Source organism: Shouchella rhizosphaerae (genome assembly GCF_900142675.1).
GTDB lineage: Bacteria > Bacillota > Bacilli > Bacillales > Bacillaceae_D > Shouchella > Shouchella rhizosphaerae.
The window spans coordinates 144,096-160,436 of sequence record NZ_FRBS01000007.1 but is presented as its reverse complement, the minus strand read 5'-3'; the positions used below and the strand labels follow the sequence as shown (position 1 = coordinate 160,436).

The following is a 16,341-nucleotide window of genomic DNA, read 5'->3' as shown; positions in this document are numbered from 1 at the left end:
CCTTTTTAAAAAGGGCAAAAGCGCAAGTTTGCGCTTTCCCCTAAGCAGTCTTATTCTGGAGACTCGCCGATCCATTTTTCATAAATTTCATCATACCGGCCAGAAGCTTTTAAGTCTGCAAGAATTTCATTGATTTTTTCCGTGAATTCGTCGTCGCCTTTGCGGACAGCAATCCCATATGGCTCGTCGGTAAATGTACCGCCAACGACTTCATAATCGCTATTTTCCTCAGCCATACCATAAAGAATGGAGTTATCCGTAGTTAGCGCATCTCCTTGACCGGACTGAAGAGCCAAGAATGCCTCTTGGTAATTTTCGAGCTCAATCACTTCGGCATCAGGCGCTTGTTCTAGCAAGTTTTGGCCTGAAGTTGCGCCCTTAACTGCAAGCACTTTTGTTCCAGCCCCGATATCGTCAATTCCTTGAATGTCGCTGCCTTTTTCCACCAATAACGACTGTCCTGCTTCAAAATACACATCAGAGAAGTTGACTTCCTTTTTGCGTTCTTCCGTAATGGTCATCGTCGCAATAATGGCATCGATTTGCCCATTGTCTAATAGTGGAATTCGTGTTTTAGACGTCACTTCTTTTAATTCGATTTTGTTTTCATCGCCTAGCAGCTCTTTTGCAATTTCCTTGGCAATATCGATGTCAAACCCTTCCACTTCGCCAGTCCCAGGATCCTTTAAGCCAAACAACCTTGTGTCAAATTTGACTCCGACCACAAATTTGTCCGCTTCCTCAATTTTTGCAAGCGTGCTTTCTTCATTGCTATTTTCTGTGCTTCCGTCTACCGTTTCATCGCCACCACCGCATGCAGAGAGAGCCAACACAGCCGCTCCTGCAAGCAATCCATTCATCCATTTTTTCATTACTTTTTCCCCCTTTAAAGTATGTGATGACCACAGCAAATACGCCTTTTAAAGCCTAATGAAGCAAACGGCTTAAGAAATGCTGTGACCTTTCTTCTCTCGGGTTTTCAAAGAAATCGATAGGCCTCGCCTCTTCTACAATTTGGCCTTCATCCATAAATATCACTCGGTCAGCTACTTCTTTAGCAAATCCCATTTCGTGGGTGACGCATACCATCGTCATCCCTTCTTTCGCTAACGTTTTCATTACGTCTAGCACTTCGCCTATCATTTCTGGGTCAAGTGCCGATGTAGGCTCGTCAAAAAGCATAATTTTCGGCTTCATCGCCAACCCTCTGGCAATCGCCACTCGTTGTTGTTGTCCGCCTGAAAGCTGGGATGGATAAGATTTTGCTTTTTCGGGTATGCCTACTTTCGTTAAGTACTGCATTGCCGTTTCTTCCGCTTCTTCTTTAGAAACTTTCAATACTTGGCGTGGGGCTAATGTAATATTGTCCAATACATTCATATGGGGATATAAATTAAAGTGTTGAAAAACCATGCTAATGTCACGGCGCAATTTATTGATATTTACTTTTTTATCATGTAAAGCAAAATCATTGACTAACAGTTTCCCATCAGTGATGGTTTCAAGCCTGTTAATGCAGCGAAGCATTGTTGATTTTCCAGACCCGGATGGCCCAAGTACAACGACCACTTCTCCACGGTCAATTGTCGTTGTTATATTTTTCAGAACATGGAAATCGCCATAATGTTTATTTACCGACTCAAATGTGATCATTGCTGTCCCCCCTCTCGATTTTGTCCATTCTTGGGCTTATACGAATGGTAAAGGCCTGCCTATAAAAACCTACAAAAACTTATAGAAACTTATTTATTCGCCCTGCGAAACAAAAATAAGGTAAACTAAAAAAAAAGTGAATTGGGGAGAGACAATTGAATACGCACAGAGGAGATACATTTGGCATTGTCGCGGCTTCTAGTTCTTATTTCATTTGGGGATTGTTGCCGCTCTATTGGGCATTGCTAAAACATTTGCCATCACTAGATATTTTAATGTACCGGATCGCGTTTGCTTTTGTTTTCATCGCTATGCTGCTCTTGTTTTCGAAGCAAAAAGCCCATTATCGTACAGAGTTGAAATGGGTATTTACGAACGGACGCGTTTTTATGAGCATCTTCGCAGCGTCTATTTTAATAAGTTTAAACTGGTTTATATTCATCTTTGCCGTCAGCGGCGAAAAAGTGGTTGATGCAAGCCTTGGCTATTACATCAACCCCCTTTTAAATGTTGTCCTTGCCACTTTGTTCCTAAAAGAAAAACTGAGCAAAGCGGAAGTCGCAGCAGTTGCCTCAGCGACAATAGGCGTATTGCTGTTAATTATCATTGATGGCCACATTCCGTGGGCCTCTTTCGGCATGGCGCTCACTTTTTGCTTGTATGGATTCATTAAACGTGCTGCTCCATTAAGTGCCACAGGGGGCTTATTCATTGAAACGCTCCTTGTTGTCCCTGTTGCGCTTTGCTATTTCGCTTTTTTCACAGCCTATCCACTAACTAGCTTTACGCCTCTGATGATCGCCCTTCTTTTTGGTGCAGGGGTGGTGACGGCAGTGCCTTTGCTTCTTTTTTCTTATGGGGCAAAGCGGATTTCCTTTTCATTGATTGGTTTTCTACAGTATGTCGCGCCAACATTAATGCTGTTGCTAGGAATCTTTGTATTTGGCGAGCCCTTTTCCATTGTTCAGTTTTTCGCGTTTTTCTTCATTTGGGTTGGCTTAGTTGTCTTTACTTCTTCACGGCTCCTTGGCCATCGTCAGCAAAGAATAAACGCTAAAACATGAATGATTTCTGCAAATCGGTTATACTGTTGGAGACATTGTACGAGAGGAGTGTTTGGTTTGGCGATTTACCGAGGATACATTGGCACTTATTCCAAAGGAGATAGCAAAGGTGTTTATACGTTTACACTAGATACGAATACAAAGGAAATAACCGATCTTAAGCTAGCGACTGAGTTGAAAGATGCAACTTATGTGACGATCTCCGATGACAATCAATTCCTTTATGCAGTTATGAAAGAAGGCGACGCTGGCGGCATTCAATCCTTTTCCATCAATGCGCAAACCGGGGCCCTCGAACCGATCAATAAGGAAATAACAGCAGATGGTGGACCTTGCCATATTAGTGTAGACAAAGCAGGAAAACGGGCGTTGTCCGCCAACTACCATAGCGGTATGATTCATGCTTTTGCCTTGAACAATGATGGCTCAATCGCAAAAACAGTAGCAAGTGTTCAACATAAAGGCAGCGGCCCAAATGCAGAGAGGCAAGAAAAAGCCCATGCCCATTTTGCCGGTTTTACGCCTGATGAACGATACATTGTAGCGGTCGATCTAGGTACAGACGAAGTCGTGTTGTATACACTTGATGGCGAAAACGTGGCAAAACATTTTACGTTCAACGCCACTCCCGGCTCTGGGCCCCGTCATATTGCTTTCCATCCGACGGAACCATATGCCTATATTATGACTGAGTTATCCAATGAAGTCATTGTGTGTGCTTTCGATGCGATTCCTGGAACATTAAAGGAAATTCAAGTCGTGCCAACTTTGCCTGAAGGCTATGAAGATCTTAGCCAAGGCAGTGCGATCCATGTTTCCCGCGACGGCAAGTTTGTTTATGTTGGCAATCGCGGGCACAATTCAATTACAAGCTTCCGTGTTAATGAACATTCTGGCGAACTGAGCCTAGTCGAATTTGTTTCGACTGAAGGCAATTGGCCGCGGGACTTTCGCCTCGATCCAACCGAGTCCATTGTCGTTGCTTCTAACCAAGAATCAGGGGATTTAACCGTCTACTCCCGAAACAAAGATACAGGCAAACTAAGCCTTCATAAAGCCAATATTTCTGTGCCATATCCTGTTTGTGTAGCATTTTTAAGCACGCCGCTTTAAACGCAGCCAAATAAAAAGAACGCTTGCCCCACATGTGGTCAAGCGTTCTTTTTGTTTAAGGCAACTCAGCTAAAACTTCTTCTGCTTGCTTATAAGGATAGTTTAGATCACGTGCAACTGCTTCATACGTAATAAAGCCATTCGCTACATTTAAGCCTTTGGCAAGTGCTAAATTCGTCCGTAATGCCTCTTTAGCGCCTTTATTGGCAATTTGTACAGCGAAAGGAATGGTGACGTTTGTCAACGCAATCGTCGATGTCCGCGGCACCGCTCCTGGCATATTAGCGACAGCATAATGGATGACATCATACTTCGTATAAGTCGGGGCATCATGTGTTGTTACTTTATCAGCTGTTTCAACAATGCCACCTTGGTCTACAGCCACGTCGACAACGACACTCCCTGCCCCCATTTTTTGAATCATTTCTGCCGTTACGAGTTTAGGCGCTCTTGCTCCTGGAATGAGCACGGCGCCAATAACAAGATCGGCCTCGGCCACAGCACTGGCAATATTTAAAGGGTTCGACATGATCGTCTGAATGTCATTTCCAAATTGATCGTCCAGTTGGCGCAGCCTTTCTGCACTCACATCAAGCAGAGTGACATCAGCGCCAAGGCCAACAGCCATTTTTGCCGCGTTTGTGCCAACAACGCCGCCGCCAATGATCGTTACTTTGCCCCGTTTAACCCCAGGCACACCGGAAAGGAGGATTCCCTTCCCTCCTCGCGTCTTCTCCAAAAACTGGGCGCCCACTTGCGTTGCCATCCTTCCAGCCACTTCACTCATCGGCGTTAACAATGGCAATGTCCGGTTTATCTCTACCGTCTCATAAGCAATCGCCGTCACGCCTGAGTCGACTAGTGCCTTTGTTAACTCAGGTTCTGCCGCCAAATGCAAGTACGTAAACAAAATTAACCCTTTGCGGAAATACCGATACTCTTCAGAAAGCGGCTCTTTGACTTTAATGATCATGTCTGCTGCCGCCCACACATCTTTCGCGTTTTTTTCAATGATTGCGCCTGCCTTCTCATACTCCTCATCTGTAAAGCCGCTGCCAATACCTGCGGCTGCCTCCACTACGATACGGTGGCCGCTGCCAACAAGTGCATCCACTCCAGCTGGCGTAATCGCTACCCGATTTTCATAGCTTTTAATCTCTTTCGGTATTCCGATAATCATATGCCAAGACCTCCCTCGTTAACGTTTATTTTCTTAGTATACCCGAGTTACGGTCTTTTTTTCTTTGGGGCATCCACCCTAAAATTTCCTATGCCATTTGTGGAATTCACCGAAAGTTGCGCTTTTTTGCGCTGTAAATCTAAATATAAGCCGATTCGTTCAGCTGGGTTACGCAAATGCAAGCCCGTCAATTCGGCAATTCGCTTTAATCGGTATTGGAGAGAATTAGGATGAACATGAAGCGCTTTCGCTGCGGCGGTAAGGTGCCCGTCTTTTTCGATATACATGGCCAATGTTTCCAACAGACTTGTTTGATTTTCTGCATCATATTCACGCAACTGCTCAATTGCTGGATGGTCACCAGCGATCATCGCTGTGTCTTCATAAGGTTGTATATATTTGTACGCCCCTGCTTCATAATAGAACAAGCAATCCGCGAGCTCGCTGCCAAACCTCTTTTTCAATTCCAACAATGCTTTCGCCTGTTCATAAGCCCGGGCGCATCCATCAACGGCAAACGAAGGATTCCCCGCGGCTATGTGGACACCGTCTGGCAGTTTCTCAGCAAAGGCGCCAACTTGTTTCCTTAAGTCTTTTCCATAAATAAAGGCAATAAAAAATTCACCATCAAACATAAAAAGCACAGCGTTGCTGTTTTCAAATAGTGTTTGTACAGTCTCCATATGTTCAAGCTGGTTTGCCAAATCGATTAAAAGGATGCTGCTTTGCCGCTCCTCCTGCCGCACTTCTTCTGGTATGTCGCCCAGTTCGTGGGTATTCGTCAATAGTTTCCAAAGTCGCTCCTCATTTGAAGCTTCCCCACGTTTATATCGATTCGCTTTTTGCATAAGCCGTGCTGCTTTTCGAGCCGCCTTTTTCAACCATTGCTGTTCATATGCCGTAAGGGTTCGATTGGTTTCCGACACCCAAATATAACCAAGCACACGACCTTCCTGGTCCCGAACGGATAAAGCAACTCTTGGCCCAAGTCCCATGTCAGGAATCTCAGCAATTGAAATCGGTTCAGACGATTGATTTAACGAAGCCATAATCCCGTCTTTCCAAAAACGGTGAATTAACGGCGCTGGCACTTTACGGCCGATAATGGTGGATACTCGTGCTTGGTCTGTTCCTTCTCCATGCTCTGAATAGGCCAGTAAATGATGGTGACTGTTTTCTACTGTAACAGGACATTTCAGCAAGTCGCCTAATTCTTCCACAAATTGATCAAGGGTGGAAAACGAATGGCGCAAAAATTGATCGTATGCAAAAGCCAACATGATCACCACTTTTTCTCATTCAATCGCTCATTTGCGGGAGCGATTGTTTTTTACTAGTATAGCAACTGGAACATTTTTCTGCCTAGCATCTCTCCACAAAAAAACTCGCTGACGTGGGCGCTAACAGCACCGACCCCGTCTCGCGAGTCTATTTCATTTATTGGCTTGGGTGGCCTGTCTCTACTGGATAACCGCTGCGTGAAGACCAATCGCTCCAACTTCCTGCATATAGTGTGACCTGTTTAAAGCCTGCCCGCTTTAATGCAAGTACATTTGGACATGCGGAAATGCCTGAGCCGCAGTAGACAATCACTTCCCGATCACGCGGGAGAGCGGCAAAATGCTGCACGAGTTCCTCAGCAGTCTTCCAGTTTCCGTCCTGGCGCAGCACGCCGCCCCACGGAAAATTGAGTGCGCCTGGAATATGCCCGGCTTTTGGGTCAAGTGGTTCCTGTTCCCCTTGATAACGTTCTCTAGAGCGAGAGTCAACCAAAACAGCGCTTCCCAACTTATTTTTCACTTGTTCGGCGGTAACTAGCCAATCTTCCTTCACATGCGGATCAAATCGCGCCTCATCTGGGGGCTTCACCTCATCCGTCGTCGGGTAGCCACTGTTCTTCCAAGCCTGAATCCCACCGTCAAGAATAGCGGCGTTGTTGTTGCCTAGAAATTCAAGCATCCACCATGCTCGTGCTGCCGCTATTCCACCATTTTGGTCATCGTAAATAACGACTTTGCTGTCTTTTGATATGCCTTTTTTGGCAAACATCTGGGCCATGTCCTTTGGAGATGGCAGCGGATGGCGCCCTGCCCCTTGGATGCGTTTGTCCGCCATTTCTTCGGCCATATCGATAAATAGAGCGCCTGGCAAATGTTCTGCATGATAAGCCTGTTTTCCCTTCTTTTCATCAAATAAATCAAAACGAGCATCAAGGACGATGACTTCACCAAGCCTGTCATAAAGCCATTTAGGCGTTACAATCATGTGCACTCCTCCCTTTTCTATCCATCATACCAAAGAACAATCCCAAAATGAAAAATGTGAACGTAAATAGCAGAATGCCGTTCTGGGGAAATGGACTATTGCACTCTTGTTTTCTAAGCCGTACAATGAAGTGTACATTTTTTTGGGGGTGGTTCCTTTGGAGAAAGAACAGCAGTTAAAGCGTACGCTTACGCTGGTACCGCTGCTCGTCATTGGCCTTGCCTATATGGACCCGCTAGTCGTCTTTGATACGTACGGCGTGGTCGCGCAACTCACTCAAGGCCATGTAGCAACATCATACTTGTTTACAATCGCAGCACTACTTTTAACCGCTTATAGCTATGGACGAATGGTCCAAGCCTTTCCAAAAGCGGGCTCAGCGTATACGTATGCGCAACAAAGCATCCATCCAAATGTTGGTTTTGCCGCTGGTTGGTCTTTGCTTCTTGATTACTTGTTTTTGCCAATGGTCAATTTTGCAATTGGCATGGCTTATTTAAACGCCGCTTTTCCAGAAGTGCCCGCGTTTATTTGGGTCGTTATTTTAGCAGCGGCGATTACGACCGTCAATATTCTCGGCATACAGTTAACTGCAAATATAACTGGGTTATTCGTCGCGTTCCAAGTTCTAGTTGCTGCCGTATTTGTTGTTTTTATGATTCGTGGTTTGATGAATGGCTTAGGCACTGGCGAGCTATTATCGCCTGTGCCCTTTTTTAGTGACACATTCGCATTCCAAACCGCTTTTACAGGTGCGTCCATTCTTTGCTTTTCCTTTTTAGGGTTTGATGCGATCTCGACTTTGTCAGAGGAAACGAAGAATCCGAAAAAAACAGTCCCACTGGCGATTGTACTAGTTGTTTTAATCGGGGGCGCCTTGTTTGTAGCTGTTTCTTACTTGCTGCAGCTTGTTTATCCTAATTATGATGCGTTCATTTCTGCCGAAGCGGCATCTTTGGAAATCGCCCAGTACGTCGGGGGCGCATTTATGCACGCCTTCTTCCTTGCTGGAACAATGGTTGCTGTGGTCTCATCCTCCATGTCTTCCCATGCAAGTGCTTCAAGGCTGCTATTCGCGATGGGACGCGACAATACATTGCCTAAGCGCTTTTTTGGCTATGTTCATCCGCGTTTTAAAACGCCAACGTTTAACATTGTCCTAATTGGCCTCCTTTCTTTAACCGCCATTTTTGGCGAATTGGAAATCATATACTCATTCATTAGTTTTGGAGCGCTTATTGGTTTTATTAGCGTAAATGCATCGGTCGTGTTCCATTACTATATTCGCGAAAAACGCCGTTCCCTTAAAGGAACAGTGGCAAATTTGCTGTTGCCAGCACTAGGAGCGGCCTTTTGCATTTGGTTGCTTTATTCCATTGATAGACATGCGTTAACGATTGGCGTTATCTGGACCATCCTTGGGCTTATTTATTTTCTTGTACGTCGAAAAAACAGTCCACATTTTACAGCAGACGCTGCCAACCGCCATAAGGAATGAACGGGGGAATTTCCCCTAGCCTGCTGAGTTCTATAAGGCAATTGCCTCGCTTGCCTTTCTGCCAGTCTGGTTTGTACCATAAACAAAAAGAGCTAGCGTCTGGAAGGGGGGCATTTTGTGCGGCCATTTTTACGATTGCTGCTGTTTTTGGTGATCTGCGTCGGCCTTGTGTTCATTGCAGGATTTATCTCTAGAACAGGTTGGTTCAACGGTTTGGTCCAACCTTCTCTTACAGCGATAAACAATACAGAAGTCGAAATAGAAGAGATTGTCCCAGCGGATGGGCTTCACCCAGTGGTAGCTGACTATACGGAAAAATTGATTGAAGAAGCAGAAGCAATCGGTATCTCGATCCTCATTACAGACGGTTACCGCACCCCTGAAGAACAAGACCGTCTCTATCAAAAAGGACGCGACCAACATGGGCGTATTGTCACAAATGCAAAAGGCGGTCAGTCTTACCACAATTTTGGCCTTGCTATTGACTTTGCCCTTTTAGATGAGGGCGGCGAACCTTTATGGGACATCGCTTATGACGGCAACGAAAACGGCGAACCCGATTGGTTTGAAGTCGCAGAATTGGCGAAAGAACTTGGTTTCGAATGGGGAGGAGATTGGGCAAATTTCACCGATTATCCACACTTGCAAATGACATTCGGCTATTCAATCGAAGAATTGCAACATGCCCACACTGAGTTTGAAAAAAGCGAGCTTCCTTAACGTAAAGGGATCTCGCTTTTTTTGAACAAACTCTTTGTTAGGCCGATTATTTTCACTCAATTTGCAGGAATTTAAATATTATTGGCGAATAAAGTATATATAAAATTAAACATTTTGCTTCTTATAAATAGGTTAACGATACTTATACAAAGTGGGTTGATGAAACGTGGAGTTAGGCAAAACAATCAAATACTACCGAATTAAGCATAATATGACACAGGCAGAACTCGCTGATGGTATTTGCTCCATTCCACACCTTAGCAAAATTGAAAACAACATCTATAAGGCCAACCATGCTACAGCTTCCCTTTTGCTTGACCGGCTTGGCGTCAATATAGAAGATGAATATGCCCAACACAACGAGATTAAGCAGTCGCTGGAAGCCTTTATTGAAGCGATACAATTTGTGGATGTACAGGAAGCAAAACGGATTCAAAAATTATTAGTCGAGAAGGAATTTATCATTGCCCGAACGGATTACATTAATACGTACCATTTATACATGATGCGCTACCATTTGATGAACGGAGCAAACCACCTTGCCCAAGAGCAGCGAGCCATCTTAGATAAAAACCGCACGAATTTGTCCGCGATCGAAGAACTGTCTTATCGTCTGTTCAACGGCATCCTCCTAGTAAACCGTAACCGCTTAAAGGAAGCAAAAGAAATTTTGCTTGACTTGCAAAGTGAAGACTATTCTTCCAAGTACATTTTTGTCCGTGAAGTCGCTTTTGTGCTAGCACAGTGTTTTACACAGCTAAATGAGCCAGAAAAAGCCATCATTTATGCAAAAGAGGCGCTTCAAATTTTTAAGCAAGAGGACAATTACATTCGCGCTTTTCACACGCAAATGTTACTAGGGGTCAATTATACACAAATGAATATGACAGAGGAATCCCTTCGCCTCTATAAAATCCTTTTGCGAAACACACGCTTGTTTAGCCGCGACACGCTTTATTACCAAGCCATGTACAATTACGGCGTCTTGCTTAAAAAAATCGGCAACTATGAACAAAGCCATGAATGTTTTACAAAATGCAGTGCTTACTACGATAAAGACAGCCAAAATTACGTATTCAGCCTTCTCGCAGACATAGAAGTTCTCTTCCAATTGAAAACGGACAAAAAACAAATTGAATCAAAATTAAATGAAATTATTGAAATTAGTGCAAAACGTGGATACAAACGTTCTGAGCTTCAAGCCCGCTACTATGCGCACCGCTTAAAAGCCGACGATGCGATGTACAACTTTATCGAACAGGAACTGCTCCCTCATCTCGATAAGCTTGATAATAAAGAAGAGCCAGTCCACTATGCAATTGAGCTGGCACAATGGTATCAAAAAAACGGAGAGTACGAAAAAGCAAACGAATACTTAAATAAATACGCCATGAAAGTCAAAAGACGTGAATTTTCCATCGTGTAGCGGCAAATCCTGCGAGCGTAAAGAGCTTCAATAGCCCTTTACGCTCGCTTTTTGAAATCGGCGATCTATGCTCTTTTTCGATTCATACACACTAAAAAACGCTGTGTGCTTAAAGCACACAGCGTTATTATTATTGATTAGCGTGTTGCCGCTTCTGCATTGACAAGCCCGCTTCCATACAAGTTCGTGTTTCCTAAACCCGTTGCCGTATTCTTTAGATGATTGCGGATTTGTACATTGGACCAAGATGGATTCTTTTGTTTAACAAGGGCTGCTACACCTGCAACATGAGGAGTAGCCATCGATGTACCGTTTAAGCTGGCATATGTTGAACCTGGGTATGTGCTCTGCACATTGACACCTGGCGCGACAATGTCAAGCCCAGCTCCATACTGTGAAAAGCTAGCGCGGTTGTTGTTTTGGTCAGTGGCCCCGACTGCCATTGCGTTCGCATAACGGGCCGGATAGCTGATTGAGCCTGCACCTGAATTACCAGATGCTGCTACGACAAGAACGCCTCTAGAAGTAGCGCTATTAACAGCTTGCTCAAGTGTTGCACTCGGCGACGGGCTTCCTAAACTCAAATTCGCAACGTGCATGCCATTGTTCCCTGCCCATTCCAATCCTTGGGCAATCGAGCTGACCGAACCTGAACCGCTCGCGCCTAATACTTTTACAGCGTATAGTTCCGCGCTCGGTGCTACGCCCAGAACGCCAATCGAATTGTTTAAAGCAGCAATCGTCCCTGCCACATGCGTGCCATGTCCATTTCCATCTTGAGTGGATGGTTCTCCTGGCACAAAGCTAGCACCACCGCGAATATTTAAGTCTGGATGGGTGGAAATACCCGTATCGAGGACAGCAACTTTTACACCAGAACCTGTCAATCCACGGTTATGGGCAGCTGGGGCTTGTACACGGCTAATTCCCCATGGCACTGATTGCGCCATTGTCGTTACTTCTGCATCCTCTTCAATATACGAAATCGTTGGATCGAGCTCAAGCGCGTCCACATCTTCTGGACTTAACTCAACAGATAAAACAGGAATCGTTTCAAACTCATGAAGCAATTCAATTTCGACTTCCTCTTCCTCAGAGAGAATCGCGACATCGTCATTTGCCTCTATTTGCTCTACAAACTCACTAACTGCTTCCTGCTCATTAAAGCCAATTAAATATTTTTCTTTTGCTTCCTCAGCAGCCGATGCGATCGATGAACTAAAAGCAACAGAAATGAGTAGTGCGGTGCTTGCGACAATTTTCCCCAACGGTTTCTTCATTCGGTTCCCTCCTCACTTTTATCCCAACTCGTCCAAGCTGGTAGTTTAAACGTATCAAAGTTAGAAAGATTTGCCTATTGGGAAACAATTATTAACATTAAGTTAACAGAATTTTCCCACTTTGTTTTTTGATTAAAACGGTTTCAAGTGGGGAAAGCTACCAATAAAAGGAGGTTGATGGGTTTGGAATCTGTCCACAAACCAGCCAGTACAGAACGAAAAAGACTGCGCTTCAATACGCGGCTTTCTAAACATATTCTCACTTACAGCGACTGGTACGACTCGGCGACAATTGAACGTGCGAAAACGGATTTAAAAAACGCGTAACAGCCAGATTTGTCTTTGTCATAAAACAACGAAACAAGTGTTCATCTGTCTACGCCAAAAAGCCATTTGAACGAGAAGCATTCAAATGGCTTTTTTCATTATTGTTCTTTTGACACACAGTAGCTTTCAACCCGCTTCAAGTCTCGTTCATGCAAATCGGCAACGATATGCCAGCCGTCTTCTTCAGCACGTTGTGTGTGAACATGGGCATGGTTGTTTAAATAAGCAGCCGCCTCCCCGTCACGATAAGGAACGATGAACAGATGTTTTTCCAAATCTTGAAAAACATAGCTTGCTATTTTCTGTGCTAATAAATCAAGCCCTTGTTTAGTCTTAGCTGATATAAACAGCTCATCGCCATGCGCTTGAGGAAATGCCTCTTTCAATCGATCCATTTTGTTATAAACATAAATCATCGGGCGATCAATTTCCATCGCCTGGAGTGTTTCATTTGTCGTCTTTGCCATTTCGCGATGGCGTTCATTTGAATAATCGACGACATGGAGGAGCAAATCGGCTTCCCGTGCTTCTTCCAATGTTGAGCGGAATGCTTTAACGAGGTGTGTTGGCAATTTAGAAACAAAGCCAACCGTATCCGCCAATAAAACAGAATGGTTTTTGTCAAGTTCCACTTTACGCACAGACGTATCGAGAGTGGCAAACAACATATCTTTTTCAAACACTCGCTTTTCCTCGGCATTGTCCAGCATCGCATTCATCAGCGATGATTTCCCTGCATTTGTATAGCCAACTAAGGCAACGACCGGCAGCGCTTGTTTTTTCCGGCGTTTGCGCTGTAACTCGCGTCGTTTGACAATTTCTTCGAGATCTTTTTCCAACGCATGAATACGTGCTTCAATTTTACGGCGGTCGAGCTCCAACTTTGTTTCCCCGGCGCCGCGGTTGGCCAAGCCAGTGCCGCTACCGCCTTGCCTGCTTAATGAAGCGCGCATGCCGACGAGCCGTGGCAGCAAATAGCGGAGCCGCGCCATTTCTACTTGAAGTTGAGCTTCTTTCGTCTTCGCCCTTTCTCCAAAAATATCTAAAATCAACATGGTCCGATCATATACGGTTACTTCCAGCAATTTCTCAAGATTGCGGATTTGTGAAGGCGATAGCTCATCATTAAACACAACGAGCGTAGCCCCAAGGGATTCACACATCATGGAAAGTTCAGACGCTTTGCCAGCACCAATATACGTCGCTTGATTTGGTACAGGCAGCTTTTGCGTGAGCTGTCCCGCAACCTGTAAATCAAGAGCATCGGCCAAATTGTTTAACTCTTCCATCGAATAGTGGAAATCTGTGTCTTTTTGCAACTCCACACCCACAATAATTGTTGGTTGTGTCGTTTGTCTCAATTGTTCATGCATATAATAAGTCCTCCAGTTGTTATGTCTATTTTGATTTTACTAGGCATAACAAAATACACACGCCTAAAAAGCCTGTGTGGGCAAACGAGGGTATTTAATTTAAGGTTCGGCCTTCATTACTTAGACGCACCTTTCCCGTTTACACTGGTACACAGTAGACAGTATTCAGTTAGCGGCCTTGGCAATCGTCTTTGTAATGATCATGATAAAAACCTCCCTTAAGATAACACATGTATCGTACCAGACTGATTGCCAAAACGCAACGGCGCGGCACAGCTTCACACAGGCCAAAGCCGCTTTTTTTGTTTTTGTAAATGCTCAAGCATAAGATGATTCACAATTTCAGGATGCTCATGGTGGAGCCAATGGGTAGCTCCATCTACTAACACGGCATCGCCATTGCTACACCTTTTCAAACTGGCTTGTGCGAGTGCTTTTCTTAAAAACAGGTCATTGGCTCCCCAAATGATCCTTGTCGGCACAGAGACTGGCAGATCAATCTCGGTCTTCCTGTCTACCCCTTGGAAACGGATGGCACGATACCAATTAAGCATTCCTTTCAGCGCTCCTGGCTGCCGCCAAGCCAGTTTATAGTGACGCAATTCCGCCTTTGTAAAAGCCCGCTCATTGGCTGTTTTCGTCATTCCAGCTTCCAAGTAGGCAAAATCCCTGGCGGCAAGCAGCTTTTCTGGGGCATGGGGCACTTGGAAAAACAGCATATATGCGCTGCGGAACAGCTGCAAAGGGTGCTTCTTTAAAGCAACACGCATATCGGCTGGATGGGGAATATTAATGGCGACAAGCTTTTTCACAACTTCTGGCTTTGAGGCAGCTAGATGCCAAGCAACTGCTCCTCCCCAATCATGACCGATTAAATAAGCCTGTTTCCGCCCAAACGCTTTAATAAACGCCACACAGTCATCACGAAGGACATCGAGCGTGTAAGCTTTAATGTCTTTAGGCTTATCAGACTGGTTATAGCCACGTTGGTCTGGCACAATGACGCGGTATCCTGCTCTTGCCAATGCATTGATTTGATGGCGAAATCCGTACCAAAACTCAGGAAAACCATGCAGCAAAAGGACCAGTTCTCCATCTTCTTGTCCAGCGGACACGATGTGAAACGTGTGGCCTCCTGTTTCGACGATGTGATGTTTGTATTTTTCCAACCTGAATCACACCTTTCTCTTATAGTTCATGTTTACCCAAGAGCAGGCTTATTCATGCCCTGTCCATTCTATTTTTTAAAAAGGCTTGACGTTTCTATTAATCTTCACGTATACTATCGTTAATTGCATAACATTCCTTCAAAGGGGAGTAGCTGCAAGTTATTGACATAACTTGAACCAAAGTCGTCATTACGTGGATTTTCCACCGGCTTTGTTGTTGGCATGATACATAAATGTCTAGCAAGACCTTTGCCTCGTTTTTAAAACCAAGGCAGAGGTCTTTTTTGTGTATTTTTTCCTCTCTTTGGTGAAAACGAGCTGGAGTGGACATTAACTAAAGAGAGGCGAGTGGAGCGATGGATGTATCATTACTTTTAGAGTACAGCTGGGTGCTTGTTGTGCTTATTGCATTGGAAGGTGTATTGGCGGCTGATAATGCGCTAGTTCTAGCGATTATGGTCAAACATTTGCCTGAGACAGAACGTAAAAAAGCGCTCTTTTACGGTTTGGCTGGCGCGTTTGTTTTTCGGTTAGGTTCGTTGTTTATCATTTCTTTTCTTGTCGACATTTGGCAAGTTCAAGCGATTGGTGCCGCATACCTATTATTCATTGCGCTAAACCATTTATACCGAAAGCATATTGTCAAGAAAAGCGAGGAAAAGGCCGGCATTGCAAAAGCTAAAAAAGGAAGCGGCTTCTGGACGACTGTGTTAAAAGTCGAAGTCGCCGACATCGCCTTTGCTGTTGACTCGATTTTAGCTGCCGTTGCCTTGGCCACCGCTTTAACGCCAACTAACCTCGGCACGGTCGGCAGTATGGACATCGGCCAATTTATTGTCGTCTTTCTTGGCGGTTTCATCGGCCTCTTAATCATGCGCTTTGCAGCTACAAAATTTGTTGCACTGCTCGAAAAACGGCCTGGCCTTGAAACGGCCGCATTTATTATTGTTGGCTGGGTTGGCGTCAAGTTGACGGTGCAAGTGCTTGCCCATGATGCGATTGCATGGATCCCACACGAATTCCCACACTCAACGGGCTGGAAGCTCTTTTTCTACGGCGTTTTAGTTCTTATTGTCATTGCCGGATGGTTCTTATCAAGCAAACCACAAGATGGCGAACAAGAAGCGCAGTCAGAAAAACGAGCTGAACGAAAAATCGAAGGATAAGAAAAAACAAAGCTCAGCTTCCGCTGAGCTTTGTCTTCTATTCCAACGACAGCCTCGGCTGGCCATCATTACGTCTATGTTTGGCGTAAGCCTGAAAGTACCTTCTT

The 16,341-nt window shown here is 44.8% G+C and carries 15 protein-coding genes; 7 read left to right on the top strand and 8 right to left on the bottom strand.

Annotation, left to right across the window (positions count from 1 at the left end; genetic code table 11):
* Positions 1–50 precede the first annotated feature (50 nt).
* Both BUC05_RS19005 and BUC05_RS19000 read right to left on the bottom strand, forming a co-directional pair.
* On the bottom strand, positions 51–872 hold the full coding sequence (locus tag BUC05_RS19005) for a transporter substrate-binding domain-containing protein (protein WP_011245626.1): 822 nt from the start codon (positions 870–872) through the stop codon (positions 51–53).
* A gap of 55 nt (positions 873–927) precedes the next feature.
* Entirely contained in the window at positions 928–1,653 is a 726-nt protein-coding gene (locus BUC05_RS19000; protein WP_011245625.1) for an amino acid ABC transporter ATP-binding protein, read from the bottom strand.
* Positions 1,654–1,808: 155 nt separating this feature from the next.
* On the opposite strand from BUC05_RS19000, the gene rarD reads away from it, so the two are divergent.
* Together rarD and BUC05_RS18990 are read left to right on the top strand one after the other, a co-directional pair.
* The gene (gene rarD, locus BUC05_RS18995; protein ID WP_011245624.1) at positions 1,809–2,717 is read left to right on the top strand and encodes an EamA family transporter RarD; all 909 of its coding nucleotides are present in this window, start codon (positions 1,809–1,811) and stop codon (positions 2,715–2,717) included.
* Positions 2,718–2,765: 48 nt separating this feature from the next.
* Entirely contained in the window at positions 2,766–3,830 is a 1,065-nt protein-coding gene (locus tag BUC05_RS18990) for a lactonase family protein (RefSeq protein WP_084140102.1), read from the top strand.
* Positions 3,831–3,885: 55 nt separating this feature from the next.
* Here BUC05_RS18990 and ald read toward each other — a convergent pair whose 3' ends face one another.
* The 3 genes from ald to BUC05_RS18975 all read right to left on the bottom strand — a co-directional run bounded on the left by ald (position 3,886) and on the right by BUC05_RS18975 (position 7,275).
* Positions 3,886–5,010, bottom strand: a complete 1,125-nt coding sequence (gene ald / locus BUC05_RS18985) for an alanine dehydrogenase (RefSeq protein ID WP_011245622.1) — start codon at positions 5,008–5,010, stop codon at positions 3,886–3,888.
* A gap of 47 nt (positions 5,011–5,057) precedes the next feature.
* Positions 5,058–6,290 (bottom strand): PucR family transcriptional regulator, encoded by a 1,233-nt coding sequence (locus tag BUC05_RS18980; protein ID WP_073305725.1) that lies wholly within the window; start codon positions 6,288–6,290, stop codon positions 5,058–5,060.
* Between the two features lie 157 nt (positions 6,291–6,447).
* Positions 6,448–7,275, bottom strand: coding sequence for a sulfurtransferase (locus tag BUC05_RS18975; protein ID WP_084140101.1), 828 nt, complete (start codon positions 7,273–7,275; stop codon positions 6,448–6,450).
* 157 nt (positions 7,276–7,432) lie between these two features.
* Between BUC05_RS18975 and BUC05_RS18970 the strand changes: the two genes are divergently transcribed.
* The 3 genes from BUC05_RS18970 to BUC05_RS18960 all read left to right on the top strand — a co-directional run bounded on the left by BUC05_RS18970 (position 7,433) and on the right by BUC05_RS18960 (position 10,919).
* Positions 7,433–8,773 carry an APC family permease gene (locus tag BUC05_RS18970; protein WP_035204995.1) on the top strand — a complete coding sequence of 447 codons (1,341 nt, stop codon included), beginning with the start codon at positions 7,433–7,435 and terminating at the stop codon, positions 8,771–8,773.
* A 117-nt stretch (positions 8,774–8,890) separates the two neighbouring features.
* Positions 8,891–9,493 (top strand): M15 family metallopeptidase, encoded by a 603-nt coding sequence (locus BUC05_RS18965; RefSeq protein ID WP_011245618.1) that lies wholly within the window; start codon positions 8,891–8,893, stop codon positions 9,491–9,493.
* Positions 9,494–9,659: 166 nt separating this feature from the next.
* On the top strand, positions 9,660–10,919 hold the full coding sequence (locus tag BUC05_RS18960) for a helix-turn-helix domain-containing protein (protein ID WP_053856811.1): 1,260 nt from the start codon (positions 9,660–9,662) through the stop codon (positions 10,917–10,919).
* A gap of 137 nt (positions 10,920–11,056) precedes the next feature.
* On the opposite strand, the gene BUC05_RS18955 is transcribed toward BUC05_RS18960, so the two are convergent.
* Positions 11,057–12,199, bottom strand: coding sequence for an alkaline protease (locus BUC05_RS18955; protein ID WP_011245616.1), 1,143 nt, complete (start codon positions 12,197–12,199; stop codon positions 11,057–11,059).
* A 183-nt stretch (positions 12,200–12,382) separates the two neighbouring features.
* Between BUC05_RS18955 and BUC05_RS21580 the strand changes: the two genes are divergently transcribed.
* Positions 12,383–12,526, top strand: coding sequence for a hypothetical protein (locus BUC05_RS21580; protein WP_156323109.1), 144 nt, complete (start codon positions 12,383–12,385; stop codon positions 12,524–12,526).
* A 98-nt stretch (positions 12,527–12,624) separates the two neighbouring features.
* On the opposite strand, the gene hflX is transcribed toward BUC05_RS21580, so the two are convergent.
* Both hflX and BUC05_RS18945 read right to left on the bottom strand, forming a co-directional pair.
* The gene (gene hflX / locus BUC05_RS18950) at positions 12,625–13,899 is read right to left on the bottom strand and encodes a GTPase HflX (RefSeq protein WP_051881243.1); all 1,275 of its coding nucleotides are present in this window, start codon (positions 13,897–13,899) and stop codon (positions 12,625–12,627) included.
* 278 nt (positions 13,900–14,177) lie between these two features.
* A complete protein-coding gene (locus BUC05_RS18945; RefSeq protein ID WP_073305721.1) occupies positions 14,178–15,068 on the bottom strand; it encodes an alpha/beta fold hydrolase in 891 nt (296 codons plus the stop codon).
* 356 nt (positions 15,069–15,424) lie between these two features.
* On the opposite strand from BUC05_RS18945, the gene BUC05_RS18940 reads away from it, so the two are divergent.
* Entirely contained in the window at positions 15,425–16,234 is an 810-nt protein-coding gene (locus tag BUC05_RS18940) for a TerC family protein (protein ID WP_035205003.1), read from the top strand.
* Positions 16,235–16,341 lie beyond the last annotated feature (107 nt).